Origin of the sequence: Janthinobacterium sp. HH104 (assembly GCF_001758715.1) — a bacterium.
In the GTDB taxonomy this organism is placed as follows: Bacteria; Pseudomonadota; Gammaproteobacteria; order Burkholderiales; family Burkholderiaceae_D; genus Janthinobacterium; species Janthinobacterium aestuarii.
Genome location: NZ_LRIB01000038.1, coordinates 25,749 through 51,758 on the forward strand (window position 1 = coordinate 25,749; position 26,010 = coordinate 51,758).

Genomic DNA, 26,010 nt, shown 5'->3' on the forward strand with positions numbered 1-26,010 from the left:
AGCCGCGAATCAGTGCCTGCCGCCCGCCCCGTGCGTGCCGCGCGCCGCCTCGCGATATCGGTCAGCAACGGAACATGAAAAGGGAATGTCGCCATGCAGCGAAGCAAGTCGGTCACGAAACACGCATCCTCCTCCGCCATGGCGGGCAGCCACAACGGGCGCCCGGTGCGCTTGAAACCGCTGGCGCTGGCCATCGCCATGCTGCTGCAGGCGGGCGGCGCGCAGGCGCAGCAGCCGTTCAGCGGCGCCTGGTTCGCGGGCAAGGGCGCGCAGCAGGGCACGGCAGCCGCCACGGGACGCTTGCCAAATGGCCAGCCGGCCACAGCGCTGAACAATCCTTTGCTGCAGCAGCAAAAGGCCGAAGGCAAGCTGCAGCAATCGCTGAACAATCTTTTGCTGGCCGCGCGCGGCATCGCCGCCGAACAGGCGGTGCAGGCGGCCGCGCGCCAGGCGGCGCTGGCGGCCGGTGGCGCGCCCGATGGCCTCGTCAAGGGCGGCTTGCAGGTCGACAGCAACAGCCTGACGGCGGGCTGGCTCAACGCCCAGGGCCCCGTGCAGACCCAGGCCGACGGCAAGACCGTCGTGAAGGTCGTGCAGACGGACGACAAGGCCATCCTGAACTGGGAAAGTTTTAACGTCGGCAAGAACACCACCTTGCAGTTCGACCAGAAATCGCACTGGTCCGTGTTGAACCGGGTCAACGATCCGCTGGCGCGCCCCAGCCAGATCCAGGGCCAGATCAAGGCCGACGGCACGGTGATGATCGTCAACCGCAACGGCATCGTGTTTACGGGCAGCAGCCAGGTCGATACGCGCAACCTGGCGGCCGCCGCCATGGGCATGAGCGACAGCCAGTTCAAGAGCGGCCTGTACGGCAAGACGCAGGGCGCGGGCGCCGTGCCGACCTTCGCGAATGATCTGTTGCTGGGCCAGAATACCTTTACGCATGCGGCGGCCGAGGCGGACGTCGTCGTCGCCGCCGGCGCGCGCATCGACACGCGCAAGCCGCAGACAGTGACGGAAGGCGGCGGCTATGTGCTGCTGGCCGGCCGCGCCGTCGAGAATGCGGGCGCCATCACCACGCCGAACGGCCAGACCACCCTGGCGGCCGGCGACGCCATCGCCGTGCGCCAGGGCATGGGCACGGACAAGAACCAGTATTCGAGCACGCGCGGCAATGAAGTCGAGATGCTGCGCGTGGCCGACAGCGGCGCCGGCAGCGTCGTCAACAACGGCCTGATCCAGGCGGCCACGGGCGACATCACGCTCAGCGGCAATAGCGTGCGCCAGGATGGCGTGCTGTTGTCGAGCACGACCGTCAATGGCCGCGGCACGATCCACCTGGCGGCGGCGGGCGAGAACGCCGGCGTGACCCTGGCGCGCGGCAGCGTCAGCGCCATCGTCATCGATGACAACGGCGCCACGGCGCTCGACGTGCAGCGCGATACCTTGCTGAAAGACACGGGCAAGGGCACGGACACGCCGCAGGACCGGCGCGACCAGTCGCTGGTGCGCATCGTTTCCGCCGGCAACATCGAGTTCGAAGGCGATTCGCTGACCCTGGCTACGGGCGGCCAGGTGCTGGCCGATGCGGCCCGCCGCAGCCACTTGGCGCGCGGCGCCGCCATCGACGTCTCCGGCGCCGTCGGCGTGAAGGTCGACATGAGCAGCAACAATGTGCTGATCAATGTGCAGGGCAACGAGCAGCGCGACGCGCCGGGCAGCCGCGACGCCAAATACCTGAACAACAGCGACGTGTGGGTCGACCGCCGCGACCTGGTGCTGGTGCCGGCCGGCACCAACGGCTACGCGACGGACCGCTGGTACACGGCGGGCGGCTTGCTGGAAGTGAGCGGCTACCTCAATACCAGCGGCCACGGCATCGGCGAATGGGCGGCCCAGGGCGGCACTGTCGGCTTTGGCGGCGGCGAAGTGGTGACGCAGGCCGGTTCGCGCATCAACATCGCCGGCGGTTCGCTGGACGTGCAGACGGGCATGGTCAAGCAGACGTGGCTGAAAGGCGCCGATGGCGCGATGTACAAGCTCAGCACGGCCCCTGGCGACAATCTGTACACGGGTTTGTACCGCGGCTATGAAAGCACGCATGCGCGCTGGGGCGCGAACACGACGGAAACCCATGCGAATGCCTTGATCGGTCCGCGCGAGCGCCTGGAAAACGGCTACACGGTGGGCCGCGATGCGGGCCGCCTGATCGTTTCCACGGGCGCCGCCGTGCTGGAAGGTGATATCGACACGTCCGTATTCCAGGGCGAGCGCCAGCAGCGCAAGCGCGATGACGGCGTCGATAGCTACAAGCAGGCGCAGACGTCGGCCGCGCGCGCCGGTCAATTGATCGTCGGCAAAATGACGCCCGTCTTCGATACGAAGGCGGGCCAGCTGCGCGACAGCCCGCAAGCCGTGCTGGAAAACGTCGAGATCGGCAAGGTGGCGCCCGTCGCCGATGGCCAGCTGCTCAGTGAAGCCTTGCCGGCCGCGCGCAGCAAGACCTTGCAGCTCGATGCCGACTGGCTCAATGGGCTGGAACTGGGGGCCCTGAATATCTACGCCTACGACAAGCTCGACGTCAACGCGGACGTGCGCGTGGCCGATGGCGGCGACATCGCCCTGCACGCCACCGACGTGGCCATCAAGGCGAACGTGAGCGCGCGCAGCGGCAGCATCGCCGCCGGTGACATCGTCTCGCGCTACCTGGCGAACGCGGGCGCCGTGTGGGTGGAAGGGACCGTGTCGCCGGAAGGGCGCGCCGCGGGCTCGGCCGGCGTGCGCGTGGCGCCGGGCGTGCGTCTCGATACGCGGGGCCTGTGGAGCAACCTGGAACTGGACCCGGGCGCGGTCGCCGGCCTGCCGTACGTGAATGGCGGCAAGGTCACGGTGAAGAGTTCGGGCGGCATCGAGCTGGCCGGCGGCAGCGTCATCGACGTTTCATCGGGCGCGGCTTTGATGAGCAATGGCAGCCTGCAGGGCGGGCGCGGCGGCGACATCGCCCTGGCCGTCGACTTGCCGCGCGAAAAAACGCCGACGGGCGCCTTGCTCAAGCTTGACGGCGAGTTGCGCGGCCACGGCGTGAAGGGCGGCGGACGCCTGACGATCGACAGCGGCACGGCCGTCAGCATCGGCGGCAAGCTGCAGGACGGCGACGTGCTGCCAGGAGGAAGCAGCGCTCCCGTCGGCCTGCGCCTGGCCGATGAATTTTTGATTGCCAAGGGCGAGAAGATTCCCTTCGATTTCGCGCTCAGCACCAGCGTGATCAAGCCGGGCCAGACCTTGAGCATGCCCGTGACGGTGGACGTGTCGGCGCAGAAACCGTTGGTGCTGGAGAGTGATTTGCTGGTGCCGCCGGGCGCGAGCTTCTTCATCGACGGCACGACGTATGTCTGGGGCGGTTCCATCGTTCCCGCAGGCAGCGTGGTGACGGCCATCAATGGCCTCGCTACAGGCTTCGAGGTTTCGGCGGCGGCTTTTCCGAATGGCTTGCCCATCGTGCCGATAACGACCCAGTATGCGGCCGGCAGCATCGCCGCCGACGACGTGCGCGCGCCACGCGGCGTGCTGCTGCCGACCGGTACCATGCTGGGGCGTGACGTTGCCGTCCAGCCCATGCTTGCGCTGGACGCCAGCCTGTTCCAGAGCGGCTTTGCTGACTACGCCGTCACGGGCCGCGACGGTGTCGTGGTGGTCAAGGATGCGCGGATCGAGGTGAAGATGCCCGTGCTGCGCTTCAATCCCGCCACCGGCCACACGGTGGCGAGTGGCACCGATCCGGCTGCCGCGCTGGAAGTGTGGACGCCGGAGCTGTACCAGGAAGATGCGCGCAAGGGCCGCTTGACGCAGCGCGCCGGCGCCGACCTGACGCTGACGGCCGGCAGCCCGTACGTGAAGGGCGCCCTGGCGGTCGCGCAAGGCGCTGTCGTCACGGTCGATCCTGGCCGCCAGATCAGCATGACGAGCAATGGCCAGGTCAGCATCGACGGCCGCCTTGACGCCTGGGGCGGCAAGATCGCCATCCTGCCCGGCACGTTGGGCACGGGCAGCGATGCCGATGTGCCGAATGGCAAGGGACAAGCCACGTCGATCTGGATCGGCGAACACGCGGTGCTTGACGTCGCCGGCCGCGCCACCGTCGCCACCGATATGCGCGGCGGCCGCTATGGCCGCGCCGACAAGGGCGGCAGCATCGAAATCGGCGCCCGCTACAAGGCCGATGCGGCCAGCGTCGACGCGGCCGACGCCTTTGTCGTCGTGCGCCCGGGCGCCCTGCTCGACGCCAGCGGCGCGCAAGCCACGCTGGACTTGCCGAACCAGGGCGCCGTCAACGTGGCCGGCAGCGGCGGCTTGATTTCGCTCAGTTCGTACAACGGCATCTTTGCCGATGGCACGCTGCGCGCGGTGGCCGGTGGCGCCGGGGCGGCCGGCGGCACCCTGGCGATGGCGCTCGACACGCCCAATTACGGCCAGGTGAACCGCCAGACGCTGGAAGGCGATGGCGTCGACAATGCGGTGCGGGTACCGCGCGAATTCGTGCTGGCGCAAGTGCAGGGCGACAGCGTCTTGCCGGTTGATTTGCGCGCCGGCCAGCAGGATGAAGCCTTGCGCTACGGCAGTGCGCGCCTGGGCGCCGACCGTGTGAAGGCCGGCGGCTTCGATAACCTGGCCATGCATGTGAACGGCATGCTCAGCGTCGATGGCGACGTCAGCCTGGCGCTGGGCCAGAGCCTGCGCCTGAGCGCCAGTTCGCTGGGCCTGGCGCAGCAGCAACAGCCGTTGCCGCAATTGGATGGGGAAGGCCAGGACAAGGTGCCTAGCCTTGCCAGCCAGGTGCACCTGGCGGCGCCGTATGTGCGCCTGGGAACGGCCGCGCGCGCGCAGAAAGACAATTACATCGTGCCCAATGCCGTGAAAGGCTCGAAAAACTCGGGCAAGGGGCGCGGCATGCTGGGCGTGCCGCTGGTGGCCGACGGCTCCCTGCTGCAGATCGATGCGGGCATGCTCGATCTCGCGGGCGAGGTCAACATAGGTACGCGCGGCGAGATCGTGCAGAGCAGCGGCGCGCCGCTGGCCGTCGAACGCGATGCCTTCGAGCAGCTGACCCTGAACAGCCGCGGCGACTTGCGCATGTCGAACAACGCCGCCCTGTACCAGCCGGGCAACGCGACCCTGGTCGCCGCGCAAATCTACCCTGCCACGGGCGACAGCGGCATGGTCACGGTGGGCCAGAGCAGCCGGGTCGATGAATACGGCAATATCCGCGTCACGCTCGATCCGCTGCGCACGCTCACTGTCGAGCGCAGCGCCGGCAGCGTCACGCCGAACCAGCCGTTTTCCGTGTTCGGCAGCCTGAGCCTGATTGCACCCACCATCAATCAGCATGGCGTGCTGCGCGCGCCGCTGGGCCAGATCACCCTGGGGGCCGAAGGCTTTGAAGCCAATACGGGCCATGTCAATCTGTTGCCGGGCAGCCTGACGTCCGTCAGCGCAAAAGGCTTGACGATGCCGTACGGCGGCACGCTCGATGGCCTCAGCTACCTGTATGACGGCAACGACGTCGTCTTCAAGGGCGTGGGCAACGGCCCCGAGATCGCCTTGGTCGGCGCCGCCGTCGACGTGCAAGCCGGCGCCGTGCTCGACCTGTCGGGCGGCGGCACCTTGACGGGCGCGGCCTTCCTGGCCGGACGGGGCGGCTCCACCGATGCGCGCCTCAATCCGCTGGTGCAGATGAAGCCGAATGGCGGCTTTACCTTGCCCGGCCTGAATACCAACCCCGTGTACGCCATCATTCCCGGCGTGCAGCCGGACGTGGCGCCTTTGACGGCCGAGCAGGGCGCGGGCAAGCCGGCCGTGGGACGCCAGATCACCATCGCCGCGGGCGTGCCCGGCCTGGCGGCCGGTACCTACACCCTGCTGCCATCGAATTTCGCCTTGCTGCCGGGCGCCTTCCGCGTGGAATTGAATGGCCTGGCCGGCGCCGTCGAGGCGGGCGGCACGGTGGCCATGCGCAATGGTTCGTACGCGACGGCGGCGCAGACGGGCATCGCCGGCACGGCCATCCGCGACGCCGTGCCGAGCCAGGTTATCCTGACGCCGGCCGACGTGCTGCGTACCTACTCGCAATACAATGAAACGGGCTATGCCGCCTTCGCCGTGGCACAAGCCACGCGCGATGGCGTGCCGCGCGCCACGCTGGAACGCGACGCCAAGGGCGTGCGGGTGCAACTGATCGCCCCGTCCCTGCACAGCGTTGAAAATAACCACACGCCATTGATGATGGATGGCAGCGCCCTGTACACGCCGGCCGAGGGCGGCTTTGGCGGCTCGCTGCTGCTGGGCACGGGTGGCCATGCGGGTACCCGCTATCAAGTGCTGGCCGACGGTACGGCAGCGCAGGCGGACTTCGATGGCGTCTCCGTGCACGCTTCGCAGATCAACGCCTTCGGCGCCCAGCGCCTGGGCATCGGCGGCTTGCCGCGCGTCACCTACAGCGATTTCGCCACGGGTACCAATCAGCGCGCCAATATCGCCGCCATCAACGAATCGGCGGGCGGCATCGTGCTGCGCGACGGTGCCGTGCTGAAGGCGGCCGAAGTGTTCCTGGTGACCACGAAAACCGACGACGGCATCTTCCTCGAGCAAGGTTCCGGCATCAATACGCTGGGCCGTGGCAAGGCGGCCTGGGATTCGCGCGACGGCTTTGTGTACCAGCCCATGGGCAGCGTGCTGGCTGTCTCGAACGGCTGGCTCGACATGCTGCCGGCCGTGCGCACGCCGTCCGATTCGGGTGGCCCCGGCATCATCGACATCGGTACGTGCGCCAAGGTGGGCGGCGCCTGCGCGGGCACCACCTCGCTGTATTCGGAAGGCACCATCGCCGCCGTGACGGAACGCGCATTTACCCTGCGCGATAACGTGCGCTACGGCACGCGCAACCTGGTGCTGGGGATGGGTTCGATCAATATCGGCAGCGCAGCTTCGCTGGCCGATGCCAGCGCCCGCGGCGCCCTGCCGGACGGCCTGGCGCTGAACCAGGACGTGCTCGACCGCCTGCTGCGCGGCGATACGAGCACGGGCGCACCGGCACTGGAAAGCCTGGGCTTGACGGCGCGCAATTCCTTCAACTTCTACGATTCGTCGCAGCTGTCGACCATCGATGCGGCGACGGGCAAGTCCTCGCTGTCGCGCCTGGTGCTCAACACGCCCGCCATCTACGGCTATGGCGGCACGGACGCGCTGGCGCGCATCCACACGGACACCCTCGTGTGGCAGGGTGCGACGAATGCGCCCGGCGCCGTCGTTGCCAACGGCCCCGGCACGGGCAGTGGCCGCTTGCAGATCGACGCCAAGCGCATCGAGTTCGGCTTCACGCCGGACAGCCGTCCCGACACCATCCACAACCTCGACCGTTTGATACTGGGCTTCGGCCAGGTGGCGCTCAATGCCAGCGAGCAGCTGACCGCCAACAACAAGGGCAGCCTGTCCGTCTACCAGTCGCAAAGCGCGTGGGATACGGCCACCAATGGCTACCGCTACAGCGGCGGCGATCTGCTGATCAACACGCCGCTGCTGACGGGCGCGGCCGGTTCCGTCAACCGCATCACGGCGGGCGGCGACCTCAAGGTGAGCGCGCCGGTCGGCGCTACCCCCGCCACGCCGACGAATGCGGCGCTGGCCGGCGCCCTGGGCGCCGAAGTGGCGCTGAACGGCAATAGTGTCAGCGTAGATACGTCCGTGGTTCTGCCAAGCGGAAAACTGACCCTGTCGGCCGAGCGCGATGTGCTGCTGGGCGACAAGGCCAAGCTGGACCTGGCGGGCCGCAAGATCGATTTCTACGACACCAGCAAGTACAGCTGGGGCGGTGACGTGATCCTCGACAGCCGCGCAGGCGACGTGCGCCAGGCGGCCGCTTCCGTGATCGACCTGTCGGCCGTGAATAACCGCGCCGGCAAGCTGAGCGTGATCGCCACGGGCGACGCAGCGGGTACGGCCGATTTGCGCGGCGCCTTGCTGGGCGGCGCCAGCGGCCATTATGACGCGGGCGGCACTCTCGTGCCGTACGCGGCCGGCGGCGTGGAGGTGCGCGCCCAGCAGATCGGCGACTTCGCCGGCCTGAACCAGCGCCTGAACACGGGCAAGGTGTTTGGCAGCCGCAGCTTCCAGCTCAAGCAGGGCAATTTGACCATCGGCGACGAGGTCAAGGCGCGCGAAGTGAGCGTCTCCGTCGATGGCGGTAGCTTGACGGTGAGCGGCCGCATCGATGCCAGCGGCGAGCAGGTGGGCAGCATCCGCCTGGCCGGCCGCGACGGCGTCACCATCCAGTCCGGCGCCGTGCTCGACGCGCATGGCACGGTGCTGCGCACGGACAGCTACGGGCAAGCGATCGAGGCGCCGAACCGCGCCGTCATCGAACTGGCCGCGCCTGGTGGACGCCTGAGCCTGGAAAATGGCGCGCGGTTCGACTTGCGCAGCGGAGACAAGGGCGGCAACTACGGCAGCATCGACCTGAACGCGCGGCGCCTCGGTGGCGCCACGGGCGACGATATCGACATCGATGCGGCTGGCGCGCTGAACATCGCCGGCGCGCGCACCATCAACGTCAACGCTTTCTGGCAATACAAGGATGCCCCGGCCGGTACCGGCAAGGATGCGGACGGCCGCAGCTACCAGGGCATCAACCAGGCCTATCTGGACGAGAAACACGGGGACAGCCAGCTCTTCATGGCCCACGCGCTGGCCAACGGCAACTTGATGAACAACAAATTGCGCGGCTTGCGCGGCGATGCCAACGCTTTCCACCTGCGCCCTGGCGTCGAGATCGTCAGCGCCACGCCGGGCGGCGACTTGCACATCGATGGCGACATCGACCTGTCCGGCCACCGCTACGACGGCGTCAATCCGCTGGCGCGCCTGAGCGGCGTGTACGGCTCGGGCGAGGCGGGCGCGCTGGTCGTGCGCGCTGGCGGCAAGCTCAGCGTCTTTGGCAGTATCACGGATGGCTTCGATACCCGCACCTTGCCCGTCACGTCGGACGACAAGGGCTGGCAACTGGTGAAGGGCCGCCTGCCATGGGGTGGCGAGGTCGTTGTGCCGCAAGCGGGTCTGGTGACCCTGGCCGAAGACACGTATTTCCAATCGGGCACGAGCGTCAATTTCGCCGTGCCGATGAAGGCCATGCAGCTGCGCGGCGGCACCTTGCTGGCGGCGCGCGCCACCCTGACGGCGGAGTTGAACTTGCCGGCCGGTAGTGTGCTGGGCGGCGCCGTGCGCGATGCCGCCGGCAAGGTGCTGTACGCGGCCGGCACGGTCTTGCCGAAGGCGCTGGCCTTATCGAGCGGCATGCAGCTCGATCCCGGCCTACGCCTGCCCGGCGCGGCCAGCGTGGCGGCCATGCTGTGGCCGGCGAATGTGGCTTTGCCTTTCCCCGAAGGCAAGCCGCGGGACACGGGCGATAGCGTCAATCCCGTCAACGGCGTGGTGCTGGCGGCGGCGCTGGCGCTGGACAAGGGCAGCGTGCTGCCGGCCGGCACGCTGGTCAAGCTGCCTGGCGACGCGACCATGGTGGCGTTGCGCGCCGAGGATGGCGCGGGCCGCCAGGGCCGCAACCTGGCGCTGGCGCCCATGCTGGCCCAGGGTTCGCAAGCGTGGTCGCTGCGCCTGGTGGGCGGCGCCGATACGGCCGCCGCCGATACGCGCGCGCTGCTCCCGCATGCGAAGGACGCCCATCTGATGCTGGCCGATACGCATTACGGCATGGAGGAACGGACGTCGGTCAAGCCGGGCACGGGCTTGCCAGGCACCTATATTTTCAACGAGTACGCCACCATGTTGGGATTCCCGGAAGGCGAGGTCGATATCACAATGTGGTTTGGTACCGAAGCGAACATGCTGGAGAGTTATGCGGATCTGGTGACCAAGATTGCCGACGGCACGCCGCCCGAAATGGTGACCAAGGATGAGCCGGCGCGCCAGCTTCTGTTCAGCGTGCTGCGCACGGGCATGGGCGACCTCGATTTGCTCGCCGCCGGCGATTTCGACATGCGTTCGCTGTATGGCGTCTACACGGCGGGCACGCAGTCGGCCTCGCCGCTGGTCGATGGCAAGGATCTGTTCAACCTGCCGCGCGGCCTGAACGCCAAGGGCAAGCTGCTCGGCGCGCTGGGCGACGACAAGTTGACGCGTTTCGTCGATGGCGGCAGCGAGAGCCTGTACCGCGCCTGGTATCCCGAGCACGGCGGCAACCTGCTGCTGCGCGCCCAGGGCGACGTCAAGGGCGACACCGTGGGCACCGCCCTGCAGCGCCGCGAGGATGCCATCGGCACCCTGAGCGCGCAGCAGGACACCAGCGACATCGGCGCCTGGTTGTGGCGCCAGGGCAGCGGCAGCACGGGGGCGGGCGTGCCGACGGCATGGTGGATCAATTTCGGCACCTATGTCGCGCGTCCCGAAGGCGGCGACCTGTTTGCGGGTCTGCCGGTCGTGTCGGGCTTTACGGGCATCGGCACCCTCGGCGGCGGCAATGTGCTGCTGCAGGCGGGCGGCAACGCCGGCATGCTGACCTCGCGCGCCGATCCGGGCGGCGTGTTCGCGCCGCGCAGCCAGGGCCTGAACGTGGCCGTGGGCAGCACGGGCAGGGTGACGCCGGACGGCAAGCTGCTGCTGACGGGCGGTGGCGACCTCGATATCCGCATCGGCGGCGGGCTCAACCCTGTCGCCGAGGTGCGCAGCTTCGATGCCAACAGCGATGCCCCGAATGCCGACACGCGCTTCGAGCGCCAGTATCCGACACTCAACAGCACCTTCACCAATCTGCGCGGCGCGCTGCGCATGGAGGCGGGCGCCGTGGGCGGCGTCGAACTGCGCTTCGACCGCGCCGATCCGAAGGAATCGCGGCCGTATGAAACCTATGCGGCGGGCACGGCCATTGCCAGCGGCGGGCCCATCCTCGTGCCGGGCGACAGCGGCGTGCGCATCGATGCGCGCGGCGACCTGGTGCTGGGCGGTACGGCCGATGCGGGCCGCGTCAAGCAGTTGGGCAATGGTTCGCCGTTCAACTACCAGGGCGTCGAGCGCCAGGGCGAGGGCTGGAGCTGGTTCTCGCTGTGGACGCCAGCCACCGCCATCGACCTGTTCAGCGCGGGCGGCAATCTGACGCCGACGTCCGCCTGGATACAATCGGACATGGGCGATAACCACGCGCCAACGGATGCACGTTTCGTCATGCCATCCGTGTTGCGCGCCGTGGCCGCCAGCGGCAGCCTGTATTACGGCAATGCCAGCCTGGGCAGGCTGGGCGAGGGTGGCAAGGTTGACATGCCGCAAAACGGCGTGATCCTGGCGCCGTCGCCGGTGGCGCCGCAATTTGTCAAGACGGGCACGGGCCAGCTGGAAATGCTGGCGGCCGACTCCATCCATGCGGCCGGCTATCCGATCACCGCATCGGGCGCCGATCCGCGCCTGTTGCCAAGTCCATTCAACCCGGGCTTCGTCGGCGCCCTGGACCCGGTCTGGTTCGGCCTGCTGCCCTTGCATAACGTCAGCACCAACGGGCTGGCGCCCGGTGCGCTGAAATGGTTCGGTTCGTCGTCGAATGGCGCCAGTGATGCCTCGCAGCAACTGTATCCGCTGTTCAGCATGACGGCGCCGACGGTGTCGGACTACGTGCCGGTGGGTCAGCAGCCCGCGCATTTCTATGCCAACAGCGGCGACATCGTCGGCTTGCGCACGGGCGGCATCGTGTACCGGGGAACACTGAAGGGCGAAACGGGTCCGCTGGGCGTGTGGTACGAAGGCGGCGGCGCCGTGGCCGTGCGGGCCGGACGCGACATCGTCAATTCCGGCACGCCGCTCGGCAGCGTCGAAGGCGTGCCGGAAGGCGCGGCCGGATGGACCAGCCAGAGCTTTGTCGGCCGGCCCGATTTTCCGGACAAGCCGGTCGTCTCCGGCGTCTCGTCCGCGCGCGGCAATCTGTTCGTGCACCGCCATGCCGACGACGTTTCCGTCGTCAGCGCCGGGCGCGACATCCGCTACAGCACCTTCTATGTGGCGGGACCGGGCCAGCTGAACGTGAGCGCCGGGCGCGACCTGTACATGGCCGACAAGGCGGAATTGCGCAGCCTCGGCGCCATCGTCAACACGGGCCCCGGCGAGCGCGGCAATGGCGCCGGCATCAGCGTGGCGGCCGGCGTGGGCCGCAATGGTCCCGACTATGCGGCTTTCGCGGCGCGCTACCTGGACCCGGCCAAGCTGGCCGATCCGGCCAAGCCGCTGGCCGACCAGGCCGGCAGCGCCGTGTACGTCTACGGCGGCAAGCTGACCCTGGCCGACTGGCTGCGCGGCCAGTTCGCCTACAGCGGCGACGAGGCGGGCGCGTCCGCCTTCCTCGGCACGAAGCAGGCGGAACTGGAAAAGGCCGGCCAGGCATCGGGCGCCGTGCGGCGCGACCTGGCGCGCGAATATGCGCAGGTCAGCCAGCTGCACCTGGTGAACTGGCTGACGACGCGCTTTGGCGGCGACAGCGGCCTGGGCATCCGCTACGACCCGGCCACCGATGCGCGCAGCTTCTTTGCCGCCTTGCCGAAGGAACAGCAGCAGGTCTACCTGAGCAATGTCTACTTTGCCGAACTGAAGGCGGCCGGACGCGAATACAACGATCCGGACGGCATGCGCCGCGGCAGCTACCTGCGCGGCCGCGAAGCGATCGCCACCCTGTTCCCGGCGCAGGACAAGGCGGGCCAGAAGATCGAGTACAAGGGCGACCTGACGATGTTCAGCAGCGCGCTGTACACGGTCAACGACTACGACGGCGTTTACACGAAGCGGCCGGTCGCGGGCGTGCGCTACCTGAGCCCGCAGGAGTGGGCCGAGGCGGGCCGTCCGACGGTCAACGTGCCGCACGTGATCGTCAACGACGCGGGCATCCACACGGATGTCGGCGGCGATATCGGCATCACGGTGCCGGGCGGACGGGCGCTGATCGGCGTCGATGGCGGCTATGCGCCGGGCGAAGGCTCGGGCGTGCTGACGCAGGGCGCGGGCGAGATCCAGATGTACGCGAAGGACAGCATCCTGCTGGGCCAGAGCCGCATCTTCACCACCTTCGGCGGCAACATCCTGGCCTGGTCGGCCACGGGCGACATCAATGCGGGCCGCGGCACCAAGTCCACCGTCGTCTACACGCCGCAGCGCCGCAGCTACGACAGCATCGGCCTCGTCAGCCTGTCGCCGAGCACGCCGGCCACGGGCGCCGGCATCGCCACCCTGAACCCGATCCCGGAGGTGCCGCCCGGCGACATCGACCTGATCGCCCCGCTGGGCAGCATCGACGCGGGCGAGGCGGGTATCCGCGTCTCGGGCAACGTCAACCTGGCGGCCTTGCAGGTGATCAATGCGGAAAACGTCCAGGTGCAGGGCAAGTCGGCGGGCCTGCCCGTGATCGCTACCGTGAACGTGGGCGCGCTCAGCAATGCCAGCGCGGCCGCCACGCAAGCCGTCACGGCGGCGCAAGACGTGCTGCAACGGGAACGGGCCGCCACGCGCCAGGCGCTGCCGTCGCTGTTCACGGTGAAGGTACTGGGCTTTGGCAACGAGCAGGCGGACGACGCCGGTGTTGGCAAGGGCAACGGCGGCGAGCCGCAGGCGTCCAGCTACCAGCCGGCCGGCGTGGTGCAGGTGCTGGGCGCGGGGCCGTTGACGGCGCCGCAGTTGCAGGCGCTCACGCCGAACGAGCGGCGCGGCTTGCAGCCGTGAGTTTTATGAACATTTGATGACATTCGGCAGTCGTCGCGCGCGGCGGCTGTCTAGGCATCAGTAGATCAGCATTAACAGAAAAAACGCCGGCCCAGCGCCGCAACACAGGGCAACCGTTTGATTTTAAGGTGAATGGAAGATGCGTGAAATGAAAAAACAGGGCAAGGGGGCAGCACCCGCGGCACCCGCGACCGCCTTGACGATGCTGTGCCTGGCCATGCTGGCGCTGCCCGGCATGGCGCGCGCGCAGGACGCGGTGCCGGCAGCGGCCCCCGTGGCCGCGCCGGAACGGCAGGTGACGATCGAGGAATACCTGGTGCGCGGCAATACCGTGCTCGACGCGCGTGCCATCGAAGAAGCGGTCACGCCCTTCCTGGGGCCGGGCCGCACCCTGAAGGACGTGGAAGGGGCGCGCGACGCCCTCGTTGCTGCATATCAAGCGCGCGGCTACCAGTCCGTCTACGTGGACTTGCCCGAGCAGCAGGTGGAGCAGGGCGTGGTGGTGCTGCAGGTGAGCGAAACAAAGGTGGGGCGCTTGCGCGTGGTCGGTGCGCAATACAACTCGCCGCTCGACGTGCGCCAGCAAGTGCCGGCCCTGACGGAAGGCAAGGTGCCCGATTTTACCCAGGCGCAAGTGGAATTGACGGCTCTGAACCGCGGTCCCAAGCGTCAGGTGATGCCCTTGGTCAAGCAGGGCAGCCTGCCCGGTACCATGGACGTGGACTTGAAAGTCGAGGACAGCAGCCCGTGGCGCGCCAGCGTCGGCTTGAACAACGATTACAGCGCCGATACCAAGAAGCTGCGCAGCAGCATCTCGCTCGGCCACGACAACCTGTGGCAGATGGGCCATAGCGCCACCATCAGCTTTTTCGGCACGCCGGGCGACTTGAACCAGACCAAGGTGTGGTCGGCCTCGTACGTGGCGCCCATCGGCACGCAGGGCTGGAGCGTGGAAGCGACCGGCTACCAGTCGAACAGCAACGTGGCCAGCACGGGCGGCACCAGCGTGCTGGGCAAGGGCCATGCGCTGGGCATGAAGCTCAATTACACGGTGCCCAACAGCGGCATCTGGTGGCACAGCTTTAGCGGCGGCATCGATTTCAAGGATAACCAGGAAGCGCTGCAATTGAATGGCGCCGGCTCCAGTGTTCCCCTGAAGTATGTGCCGCTCAGCGTGGCTTACAACGGCTTTGCGCAGACGGAGACGGCGACCTACGGCCTGGGCCTGTCGCTGGTGGTCGGCACGCGCGCCGCGTTCGGCTATGGCAGCAACAGCGCCGCCTATGACAACAAGCGCTACAAGGCTTCGCCCAGCTTTCTCGTCCTGAAGGGCGATGCCAACGCCACCACCACCCTGAGCAGCGGCGCGCAGCTGTACGGCAAGCTGGCGGGCCAGCTGGCCGATGCGGCGCTCGTGTCGGGCGAGCAGATGGCCGCCGGCGGCGCCAATTCCGTGCGCGGCTACCTGTCGGCCGAAGCGACGGGCGACTACGGCGTCTCCGGCACCGTCGAGTGGCGCACGCCCCAGCTGACGTATTTCAGCCGCCTGGAAAACTGGCGTCTGTTTGCCTTTGCCGATGGCGCGCGCCTGCGTCTGCGCGACCCGCTGCCGGAACAGAAAGACCTGTTCGGCCTGGCTTCGGTGGGCGTGGGCAGCAGCTTCCAATTCCTGCGCTACCTGAATGGCCGCATCGATTTCGCCTACCCGCTGCGCGATGGCCCGCGCACGCACAAGCACGTGCGCCGCATCAATTTCAACCTGTCGGCCAGCTACTGACGGGCCAGCTCACCAGCACCGCACTTTTTTAGACTTTTCTTCGGAGAATCACTGTCATGCAACGTCTTTTTTTCCTGCTCACGATCCTGGGCACGCTCGTTCCCGGCCTGGCGCATGCCTGGTGGCAGCCCGACTGGGCTTACCGCAAACCCGTCACCGTCGACGCCGGCCCGAAGGCGGGCGCCGTGGGCGGCGATCCCGGCCGCATTCCCGTGCTGCTGCGCTTGCATTCGGGTAACTTCAATTTCGAAGGCGTCAGCGACAACGGCGCCGACCTGCGCTTCGTGGCGGGCGACGATAAAACGGTGCTGAACCACCAGATCGAGCAATTCAATCCGCTCTTGGGCATCGCCCTGATCTGGGTCGACGTGCCGGCCCTGACGGCCGGTACGCCGCAGCAACTGTGGATGTACTACGGCAATCCAAAGGCGCCCGCTTCCGGCAATGGCCAGCGTACTTTTGATCCCGACTACAGCCTCGTGTACCACTTCACCGAGCCTGGCGTGCCCTCGCGCGACAGCACCGCCTATGGCAACCATGCGCAGACGGCAGTGCCGGCGCTCGACGGTTCCGTCATCGGCGCCGGCGCCCGCCTGGGCTCCATGCCGTTGATGCTGCCCGCCTCGCCATCGCTGGCGCTGGCCGCCGGTGCGCCGTTCACGTTTTCCGCCTGGGTGCGTCCCGACAGCCTGGGCGCGCAGCAAGTGCTGTATGCGCGCCGCGATGGCGCCAATGAATTGCTGATCGGCATAGACCAGGGCGTGCCCTTCGTGCAGGTGAATGGCCAGCGCAGCAAGCCGGGCCAGCCGATCCAGGCCGCGCAATGGTCGCACCTGGCCGTCAAGGCCGACAAAGCCAACGTGGCCCTGTACGTGGGCGGCCGTCCGGCCGTGTCGCTGGCCACCGCGCTGCCAGCCTTCGCCACTGCCGCTTCGGTGGGCGCCGATGCGCCGCCGGTCGCTTCCGGTACCGCCACCCTGGCCAACTTCACGGGCGCCATCGACGAGCTGCGCCTGTCGCGCACGGCCCGTCCCGACGCCCTGCTGCTGGCCGACGCCGTCTCGCAAGGTTCCGAATCGCGCCTGGCCGTGTTTGGCGCCGATGAACAGCAAGCGGGTAAAAGCCATTTCGGTTTCATCATCGCCGCCATGCCGCTCGACGCCTGGATCGTCGTCGGCGTGCTGGGCCTGATGATGGTCTTGTCGTGGATCATCATGATCGGCAAGGGCCGCAGCTATGGCGCCATCTCGCGCGCCAATGCGCAATTCATGCAATCGTTCCACGAAGCGGCCGGCGCGCCGCTCGACCACTTGTCGCGCAACGGCAAGCTCAGCGCTTCCGTGAAGGCCGATTCCTCGCTGTGGCGTCTGTATGACGTAGCCATCGACGAGATGCGCCGCCGCCACGACCGCGGCTACGACCTGAACGCCGTCTCGAACGCAACGATTGGCGCTATCCGCGCCGCCATGGATGGCGTGATGGTGCGCGAAAGCGAACGCATGTCCAAACGCATGATCTGGCTGTCGACCACCATCGAAGGCGCACCGTATGTCGGCCTGTTCGGCACCGTGATCGGCATCATGCTGGTGTTCGTCGTGGCGGCCATGGCCGGCGCCGTGGACATCAACTCCGTGGCGCCGGGCATGGCTGCCGCGCTGCTGTGTACGGCCGCTGGCCTGGGCGTGGCCATCCCTGCCCTGTTCGGCTACAACTGGCTGTCCTCGCGTTCGGACGCCATCGTTGCCGACATGGCCGTCTTCGTCGACGAATTCGCCACGCGCCTGGCTGAAGAGCAGGGCGACGGACGCCAGATGCGTCCCGTGCTGCAGCAGGCGTGAGGGGCGCATAACCATGGCCACCTCCGCCAAGTTTACCCCCCGCAAGCGTAGCGGCGGCATCAACATCACGCCCTTCGTCGACGTGCTGCTGGTGGTGCTGGTGATTTTTATTCTGACCAGCAACGCCAGCATTCCCGGCATCAAGGTCGACCTGCCCAAGGCCAGCTCGGCCATGGCGCTGGAAAAACCGAAGACCAAGGCCATCACCATCGACAACGCGGGCCAGGTCTTTCTCGACGCCTATCCCGTCACCCTGCCCGAGCTGGAAGAGCGCTTGCGCACGGAAAAGGCCCTGACGCCCGACTTTCCCGTGATCGTGCGCGGCGATGCCGCCGTGCAGTACGCGAAAGTGGTCGAAGTGCTCGATTTGCTGCGCCGCATCGACCTGAACCAGGTGGGCCTGGTGACCGGCAAGCCGGCATGAGGAGCGCAAGGTGAAGCGTGACGACATGATGAAGATGGCCGCGCCGGAATCGTCGGGCGCGGCGCAGTGGTGGCGCCGCTGGGGCGGCGTGGCCGGCGGCGTGCTGCTGGCCGCTGCGCTGGCCGCGCTGGTCTGGTATTTGCTGTCGGACACGGCCGCCACCAAGCGCGAAGTGGCGGCCCCGCCGATGCTGATGCTGCCCCCTCCGCCGCCACCGCCGCCGGAACCGGAAAAACTGCCGGAACCGACACCGGACAAGGTGGTGCCGGAAGTGTCGGAGCCGGAACCGACGCCGGCTGACAAGCCCATGGATGACGCGCCGGAAAGTCCGTCGCCGGACAAGGGCGACCCCGTCACGATCGACGGTGCGGCGCAGGCCGGCAGCGACGCCTTCGGCATCCAGGCCGGACGCGGCGGCGGCATGACGGGCGGCGGTGGTGGCGGCGGACTCGGCGCGGGATCGTATGGCCGCTATGTGGCCAACGCGCTGCAGCTCGCCTTTGCCCGCGATCCGCGCACGCGCCAGCTGGCGTTTAGCGATATCCGCGTTGACCTGTGGCTCGATGCGGAAGGCAGGACGACGAAAGTGCAGCTGGTGCAGGGCACGGGCAATGCGCAGACGGATGAACAAGTGCTGGCCATGGTGCGCGATTTCCGTGCCGATGAACGGCCACCGGCGTCCCTGCGTTTCCCGGCCCGCGTTTCCATTAAGGGCCGCCGGCCATAGCGTCCCCAAATTCATATTAATTTTTTCCGAAAGAAACAATGAATTCCTTATTCTCTCCCTCACAGCGCATGCGCCGCCTTCCGCTGGCGCTGGCCGCCTTGGCCCTGAGCATGGCGGCGGGCGCGGTACAAGCGCAAGCACCGGCCGACAGCACCATGGTCAAGCTGATCCGCGGCCTGATCCAGAGCGGCGCCCTGAACAAGGATGCCGGCGAAGCGCTGCTGGCGCAGGCGCAGAGCGAAGCGCTGGCACAAGCGCAGGCCCGTCCGGCCGCCGCGCCGGCCGCCCTGGCGCAGGTGCAGCCGGGCGACGTGCGCGTGCCGTATATTTCGCAAACCGTGCGCGAACAGATCCGTGACGAAATCAAGGGCCAGGTCATGGCCGAGGCAAAAGCGGGCGGCTGGGCGGCGCCGAATGAAACACCGGCCTGGACCAAGCGCATCCGCCTGGAAGGCGACGTGCGCGCGCGCTACGAGTCGCGCTATTACGACATGGCCAACAGCAATATCGAGATCGACTGGCGCTCGCTCAACAGCGGCAGCGGCTACGACGTCAATTCGAACACCAACCTGGCCCTGCCGGCGTTGCTGAACACGCGCGAAGACCGCAAGCATTTGCTGCGCGCGCGCGCCCGCCTGGGTATCCTGGCCGACATTTCCGACACCACGCAGGCAGGCATCCGCTTGGCCAGCGGCAACGATGACAGTCCTGTGTCCACCACGCAAACCCTCGGTGGCGGCCTGGGCAAGAAAAACATCTGGCTGGACCAGGCCTGGCTGTCGTACCAGCCCGCTTCCTGGCTGAAACTGACGGCGGGCCGCTTCGACAATCCGTTTGTGTCCGGCGATGAACTGTTTTCCAGCGAACTCAATTTCGACGGCATCGCCGCCAAGGTGCAGCAGCCGGTCGGCGAGAGCAAGGACGCCACCGTCTTCGGTACCCTGGGCCTGATTCCGCTCGAGTATTCGTCCGACAATGCGCCTAGCCGCAGCCAGGCAAAAATGTCGAGCGAAAACAAATGGCTGCTGGGCGCGCAAGTGGGCGCGTCGTGGAAGATCAATAGCGACCATCAGCTGCGCGGCGCCTTGGCCTACTACAACTTCCGCAACATCAGTGGAGAGTACTCGCAGCCGTGCGCGCTGTACGCGGGCGCCGATGGCTGCAGCACGGACTGGTCGCGTCCATCGAGCATGCAAAAGGGCAATAGCTTGATGTTGCTGCGCAATATCGCTCTGAACCCGCTGGACCCGGCCAATACGCCGCAGCCGCAATTCGTGGGCCTGGCCTCGAAGTTCCGCCTGGCCAACCTGAATGCGCGCTGGGATAGCAAGGTCGCGGGCGGCACGGATTTGCGCATCGAAGGCGATTATGTGCGCAACATGGCTTACGACAAGAACGAAATGTGGGCGCGCGCCAAGGGCGGCATCATGAACAACTTCGGCGGCACGGGCGGCGTCTCGCAAGCCGATTTCAAGAGCGGCGGCAATGCCTACATGCTGCAAGCGACCCTGGGCAAGGCCAGCCCGGCTGCGCGCGGCGACTGGAACGTCTTGCTTGGCTACAAGCGCATCGAACCGGATGCCTTGCCTGACGCCTACAACGATTCCACTTTCCACCTGGGCGGCACGAATGCGCGCGGCTACTACCTGGGCGGCGCGTATGCGCTCGACAAGAATACGTGGCTGAACGGCCGCTGGACGTCGAGCCGCGAAGTGTTCGGTTCGGCACTGTCGATCGACACCTTGCAAATCGAATTGAACGCGCGTTTTTAAGGAGCCATGATGTTGATATCCAACAAAATGCGCCTGCCTTTATTGCTGCTGAGCTTGCTGGCCGCCGGCACGGCCCAGGCGCAGAAGGGGCAAAGCATGGAAGAGCGCTTGCGGGCTGAACTGCGTAACGTGACGGCGCAATTGCAGCAGACGCGCGGCGAGCTGGAACTGCTGAAAGCCAAGGGTGTACCGGCCGCGAAGGCGGCGCCCGCTGCGGCCGCGCCCGCCAGCGATGGCTTGAAAAAGGAGCTGGCGCGCAGCCAGTCGCAACTGGCGCACGAGCGCGCGCAGCGGGAAAAACTGGGCGAGCAGCAACAGCGCAGCACGGCCGCCGCGCAAGAGGCGGCCGCCAGCCTGGCGCAGTACCGCCAGGCCAGCGAGCAATTGACTGCCACGGGCAAGCGGCTGGAAGCGGAGCGCGCGCGTCTCGACGGCGAAGTGACGGCCCAGCGGGGCGCCCTGGCGCGCTGCGAAAGCAAGAATGCCCAGCTGTATGCGGCTGGGCAGGACATCCTGCAAGCGTATGAGGGCCTCGGCGTGCTGGACGTCATGAAGGCGCGCCAGCCGTTCGCCGCGCAAAGCAGGGTGAAACTCGAGCAAATCGCGCAGCAGTATGGCGACCAGCTGTACCAGGGCCGCTTTGATGCACGCCAAACAGAAACGCCGGCCCCCCAATAATTTTTTTGAAATGAATGGAATGACGATGGAAAACACCAACAACTTGCTGACCACCCTGAATGCGGAACAAACGGCCGACGCCATCAAGGCGGCCGGCTGCGCCGTGACCAGTATCGAACACGACGGCGTCGTGCGCCTGCACAGCGCCAGCCATGGCATCGGCTTCCAGGTGCTGTGGGGCAATGAAGCCGCGCCTGGCCAGTACGCGGATCTGACCCTGAGCTGCCCGCTGCGCGTGCAGGGCGGCGACTTGCCGGCCGGCTTGCTGGCCGAATGGCACCGCAGCAAGCGTTTTGCCCGCGTGGCCCAGCATGGCGATTTCGTCGTGCTGGAGATGGATGTGCTGGTCGCCGGCGGCGTCAGCACGGAGTACCTGAATATCAATCTGCAACTGTGGACGCAGATGATGGGCCAGTTCTTCTTGTTTTTGCGCAACTTTACGCCGGTCGATACAAGCACCGCACCGGTAGTCGAGGCCGCCAGCGTGGCAGAAGAAGAAACTGTGCCGGCCTGATAAGCCGTCCAGTGGAGGAAAAATGGCCCGCGACGGGCCATTTTTGCCATCTGCGGGTCTCAAGTGTCGTATTAAATACTTATTTTTTAGGCATCGCGCATTAAAACTGCTCAAAGAGCGTGTGTGAATCAAGCCAGCAACGGCTGTATGGCGGATAATATTGCCTGTTGCCGATTTGGATACGACCTTTACACAAAAATGCGCCCCATGGATTTTACCCGCGACGAAACCAGTGAAACCCCAGTTGCCCCGGCCAGCGCGCCGGGAGCGCCTTTGCCGTATGCCGTCGCCACCTGGCTGCAGCGGGTGGAGGCTGCCGCCCATCCGAAGGCCGTGCTGACGATTGCCGAGCCTGATCCCAAACTCAACCAGCACCGCCTGATCTACGTGCTGGCGCCCACCAGCGGCGGCCGCCACGTGGCCCTGTGCCTGTACAAGGCGCGGCTGCGGCCGAACGGCGACGTGGCGGCGGCGTCGCCCATCAGCGAAATCTTCTCGCTGCTGTCGGCGCCCCCCACGTTTTTGACGCCGGCCGACGAAGACCTCGTGCGTTTCTTCGTGGCCATGCGCAGCGGGCAGAATTCGCAGACGGGCAGCGCCACGGAGCCGAAGGGCAAGGTGGGCGCGGCCCTGCTGAAAATGCTGGCCGAGCAGGATAAATTGTTGTGGGCCAATTCCTGGGCCGATGTCGGCAATGGCCTCGTGTACCCGTTGAAGGAAGGTCCCGTGCGTCCCGCGCGCCTGTTCTGGCGCGACGAGGGCAAGACCATGCGCCTGGGCTGGCAAGTGGACCCGCCGGAAGGCGCGAAGCACCATGGCGCCGACCAGATCGACTACATGCTGCCCACCGATCCGCCGTGGTACATCGACAATCTGTCGTGCGGCGTGCTGGAACTGAACCAGGGCGGCTCCGACATTTCCCTGGCCGACTTGCAGGCGCTGGTGGCGCAGGCGCCGCCGTTGAACGCGAACGACAAGGTGCGCGTGTCGCAACTGCTGCTGGCGCAGGGCTTGCAGCATTTGATGCCGCTGCCGCAGCCTTTGCCGCAGCGCTTGCGCAAGGACGTGCCGGCGCAACCGGTCTTGCTGCTCGATAGCGCCATGCTGGCCGATGGCAGCATCCAGCGCTGGAGCGATTTTGCCGTGCTGTCCTACGACTACGATGGCGAGCGCGTCTCGTTCGACCCGTCGCAGCGCGTGGTGCGGCAAGTGGGCGACGTGACGGAAATTATCCAGAGAAATACGGTCGACGAAGCGCGTGCGCTGGCCACCCTGGCCGAGCTGCAATTCAAGAAGCCGGGCTCGGCCCCATTGAGCGGCTTGAAGGGCGCCTTGCAACTGCCGTCCCAGGCGGAATGGCTGCGTTTTGCCGAGTCCGGCATCGACGCCTTGCTGGAGCAGGGCTGGATCGTGGAAAAGACGGCCAAGTACCGCTACGACGTGAGCGACGTGGGCGACTGGTACGCGGAAATCGACGACCAGGACCCGGACAGCGGCAACGCCTGGTTCGAACTGGAACTGGGCATCGTCGTCAACCACGAAAGAGTGCCGCTGCTGCCCGTGCTGGTGCAGCTGATCCGCAACGCGCCCAACGATTTCAATCCGAAAGTTATCGAAGCGCACGCGGACGATGACCAGATGCTGGCAACCTTGCCGGACGGTACGCGCGTGGCCCTGCCGTGGGGCCGTGTGCGCCCCATCCTGAACACCCTGGGCGAACTGTATTTCAGCGACAAGATCAAACATGCCGTGCGCATGTCGACCTTGGACGCGGCGCGCCTGGAAGAGCTGGCACGGGGCCTGGAGATGCAATGGACGGGCGGCGAGCAGTTGCGCGCCATGGGCCGCAAGCTGAGCCAGTTCGGTTCCGTGCAAAAAGTGGCGGCCCCAGCCGGCCTGCAGGCGACCTTGCGCGATTACCAGGCCGATGGCCTGGCGTGGATGCAATTCCTGCGCGACCATGACCTGGCGGGCATCCTGGCCGATGACATGGGCTTAGGTAAAACCGTGCAAACCTTGGCGCATATCCTGGTGGAAAAGGAGGCGGGCCGTCTCACGCATCCGGCCCTGGTGATTGCACCGACGAGTTTGATGGGCAACTGGCAGGACGAGGCGGCCAAGTTCGCGCCTTCGCTGAAAGTGCTGCTGCTGCAAGGCAAGGATCGCGCCCAGCAATTCGACCAGATCGACCAATGCGACCTGGTGCTGACCACCTACGCCCTGTTGCCGCGCGACGAGGAAACCTTGCGCGAGCACGATTTCCACCTGGTCATCCTCGACGAATCGCACTACATCAAGAATACGCGCAGCAAGGCGGCGCAAAGCGCGGGCCTGCTGCGCGCGCGCCACCGCCTGTGTTTGTCCGGCACGCCGCTGGAAAACCACCTGGGCGAGCTGTGGTCGCAATTCCACTTCCTGCTGCCGGGCTTGCTCGGCGACGAGAAGACCTTCAACACCCAGTTCCGCCATCCGATCGAGCGCCAGGACGATCCGCTGCGCCGCATGCTGCTGAACCGCCGCATCAAGCCTTTCCTGCTGCGCCGCACGAAGGACAATGTGGCCAAGGAGCTCCCGCCGAAAACGGAAATGGTGCGCAAGGTGGAATTGACGGGGCCGCAGCGCGACCTGTATGAAACCGTGCGTCTGGCGATGGATCAAAAGGTACGCGAAGAAATCGACAAGAAGGGCGTGGCGCGCAGCCAGATCGTCATCCTCGAAGCGCTGCTGAAATTGCGGCAAGTGTGCTGCGACCCGCGTTTGGTGAAATCCTTGCCGGCGAAGAAGCAGTCGGCCGGCTCGGCCAAGCTGCTCGACCTGATGCAGATGGTGGAAGACTTGCTCGACGAAGGGCGCAAGATTCTTGTGTTCTCCCAATTTACCAGCATGCTGGAATTGATCGAGGAAGAACTCGAGTCGCGCGACATCCCGTACGCCTTGCTGACGGGCGAGACAAAGGACCGGGGGGCGCAAGTGGCGGCCTTCCAGCAGGGCGCCGTACCGATTTTCCTGATCAGCCTGAAAGCGGGCGGCGTGGGCCTGAACCTGACGGCGGCCGACACGGTGATCCACTACGACCCGTGGTGGAATCCGGCGGCGGAAAACCAGGCCACGGACCGCGCCTGGCGCATCGGTCAGGACAAGCCCGTGTTCGTCTACAAGCTGATCGCGAAGGGCACGCTGGAAGAGAAAATCCAGCTGCTGCAGCAAAAGAAATCGGAACTGGCGCAATCGATCCTGGCCGAGGGCGAATCGCAGAAGATGGCCCTCACGCAGGAAGACTTGCAGCAGATTTTCGCCCCGCTGGAAGATTAACGCTGCCGCACGCTTATACTTGGCGATTCTTTCTTGCCAGGTATAACGCATGCTGCCCATTTTCTTACTGCTGCTTGCCGGCGCCATCCTCATGGCGCTGCGTTTCGTCCAGTTGCGCCGCGCCCTGCTGCGCGCGCGGGCGGGCGAAGCGCAGTTCCGCCTGCTGGCCGAGCACGGGCGCGACGCGGCCTTCCTGCTCGACGCCACCACCCTCGAATTGCTCTACATCAGCCCCGCCACGCAGCGCCTGACGGGCCATGACATGCCTGCCTTGCGCGAGCATGCGGCGCGTTTGGCAGCCGACGTGCCGGCCCGCTTGCAACGCTGGCGCGATGGCGACACCAGCCGCCTGACCCTGCTGCGCGAAGTGGAGTTGCCGCACGCCGACGGCCACCTGCTGGCGCTGGAAATCAGCTCGACCATCGTGCCCGCAGCGGCAGGGAGGGGCCTGACCTTGGCGGGCACGGTGCGCGACGTCAGCGCGGCCCAGGCGCAGGAAGCGGAACGGGAAAAGGAGCAGAAGCGCTTCGCCTCGATGCTGTCGCATGAATTCCGTACGCCGCTGGCCACCATCGACGGCGCCATCCAGCGCCTCGTCTCGACATCGAAAGATGCCGACGAGGCCACGCGCAAGCGCTACGTAAAAATCCAGACGGCCGTCGACCGCCTGCTGGCCATGATCGACGACTATCTGTCGCCCGAACGCATGGCGGCCATCGGCCGCGAGCGGGCCGCCGACGGCATCGCGCCGCTGGCCTTGCTGCAGCAGGCGGCCGCCACCGTGCCTGCCAGCCACCCGGTGCAGCTGGAACTCGACGAAGACTTGCCGGCCCGGCTGCGCTGCGACGTGCCCGGCATGGCCCTGTGCCTGAAAATCTTGCTGGATAACGCCGTCAAGTTCAGCCCGCCGGGCAGCGCCATCACCTTGTCGGCCAGGCTGGTACCCGAAGGCGGCGTGGCGCTGTGCGTGCGCGATGCGGGACCCGGCTTGCGGGAAGAAGAACTGGCGCAGCTGTTCGACAAAGGAAGCCGCGGAAGCCATGCGACGCATCCGGGCGCGGGCCTGGGCCTGTACATGGCGCGCGCCGTCGTCGACGTGCATGGCGGGAGTTTGCAGGGGCATAATCTGCCCGAAGGCGGGGCACTTTTCCGGATTTGGCTGCCGCTTCCTGGCTAGACTAGAAAAAAGTTGCTTCCGCTGAAGGCAACCGTG

10 protein-coding genes are annotated in these 26,010 nt (G+C 66.7%); all 10 read left to right on the plus strand.

Features of this window, described 5'->3' with window-relative positions; all coding sequences use genetic code 11:
• The first annotated feature begins 93 nt into the window (after positions 1-93).
• The gene (locus tag JAB6_RS16885) at positions 94-13,755 is read left to right on the plus strand and encodes a filamentous haemagglutinin family protein (protein WP_070303714.1); all 13,662 of its coding nucleotides are present in this window, start codon (positions 94-96) and stop codon (positions 13,753-13,755) included.
• Positions 13,756-13,894: 139 nt separating this feature from the next.
• A complete protein-coding gene (locus JAB6_RS16890) occupies positions 13,895-15,532 on the plus strand; it encodes a ShlB/FhaC/HecB family hemolysin secretion/activation protein (RefSeq protein ID WP_083292765.1) in 1,638 nt (545 codons plus the stop codon).
• A 56-nt stretch (positions 15,533-15,588) separates the two neighbouring features.
• Positions 15,589-17,370 (plus strand): DUF2341 domain-containing protein, encoded by a 1,782-nt coding sequence (locus JAB6_RS16895; protein WP_070303715.1) that lies wholly within the window; start codon positions 15,589-15,591, stop codon positions 17,368-17,370.
• Positions 17,371-17,383: 13 nt separating this feature from the next.
• Positions 17,384-17,794 (plus strand): biopolymer transporter ExbD, encoded by a 411-nt coding sequence (locus JAB6_RS16900; RefSeq protein ID WP_034753784.1) that lies wholly within the window; start codon positions 17,384-17,386, stop codon positions 17,792-17,794.
• Between the two features lie 10 nt (positions 17,795-17,804).
• Positions 17,805-18,521 carry an energy transducer TonB gene (locus JAB6_RS16905; RefSeq protein WP_235194266.1) on the plus strand — a complete coding sequence of 239 codons (717 nt, stop codon included), beginning with the start codon at positions 17,805-17,807 and terminating at the stop codon, positions 18,519-18,521.
• A gap of 38 nt (positions 18,522-18,559) precedes the next feature.
• Entirely contained in the window at positions 18,560-20,293 is a 1,734-nt protein-coding gene (locus JAB6_RS16910) for a putative porin (RefSeq protein WP_070303716.1), read from the plus strand.
• A 6-nt stretch (positions 20,294-20,299) separates the two neighbouring features.
• Positions 20,300-20,971 carry a hypothetical protein gene (locus JAB6_RS16915; RefSeq protein ID WP_070303717.1) on the plus strand — a complete coding sequence of 224 codons (672 nt, stop codon included), beginning with the start codon at positions 20,300-20,302 and terminating at the stop codon, positions 20,969-20,971.
• Positions 20,972-20,996: 25 nt separating this feature from the next.
• On the plus strand, positions 20,997-21,485 hold the full coding sequence (locus JAB6_RS16920; RefSeq protein ID WP_254671660.1) for a YbjN domain-containing protein: 489 nt from the start codon (positions 20,997-20,999) through the stop codon (positions 21,483-21,485).
• 207 nt (positions 21,486-21,692) lie between these two features.
• On the plus strand, positions 21,693-24,797 hold the full coding sequence (locus tag JAB6_RS16925) for a DEAD/DEAH box helicase (protein ID WP_070303719.1): 3,105 nt from the start codon (positions 21,693-21,695) through the stop codon (positions 24,795-24,797).
• Positions 24,798-24,846: 49 nt separating this feature from the next.
• A complete protein-coding gene (locus tag JAB6_RS16930; RefSeq protein ID WP_070303720.1) occupies positions 24,847-25,974 on the plus strand; it encodes a HAMP domain-containing sensor histidine kinase in 1,128 nt (375 codons plus the stop codon).
• Positions 25,975-26,010 lie beyond the last annotated feature (36 nt).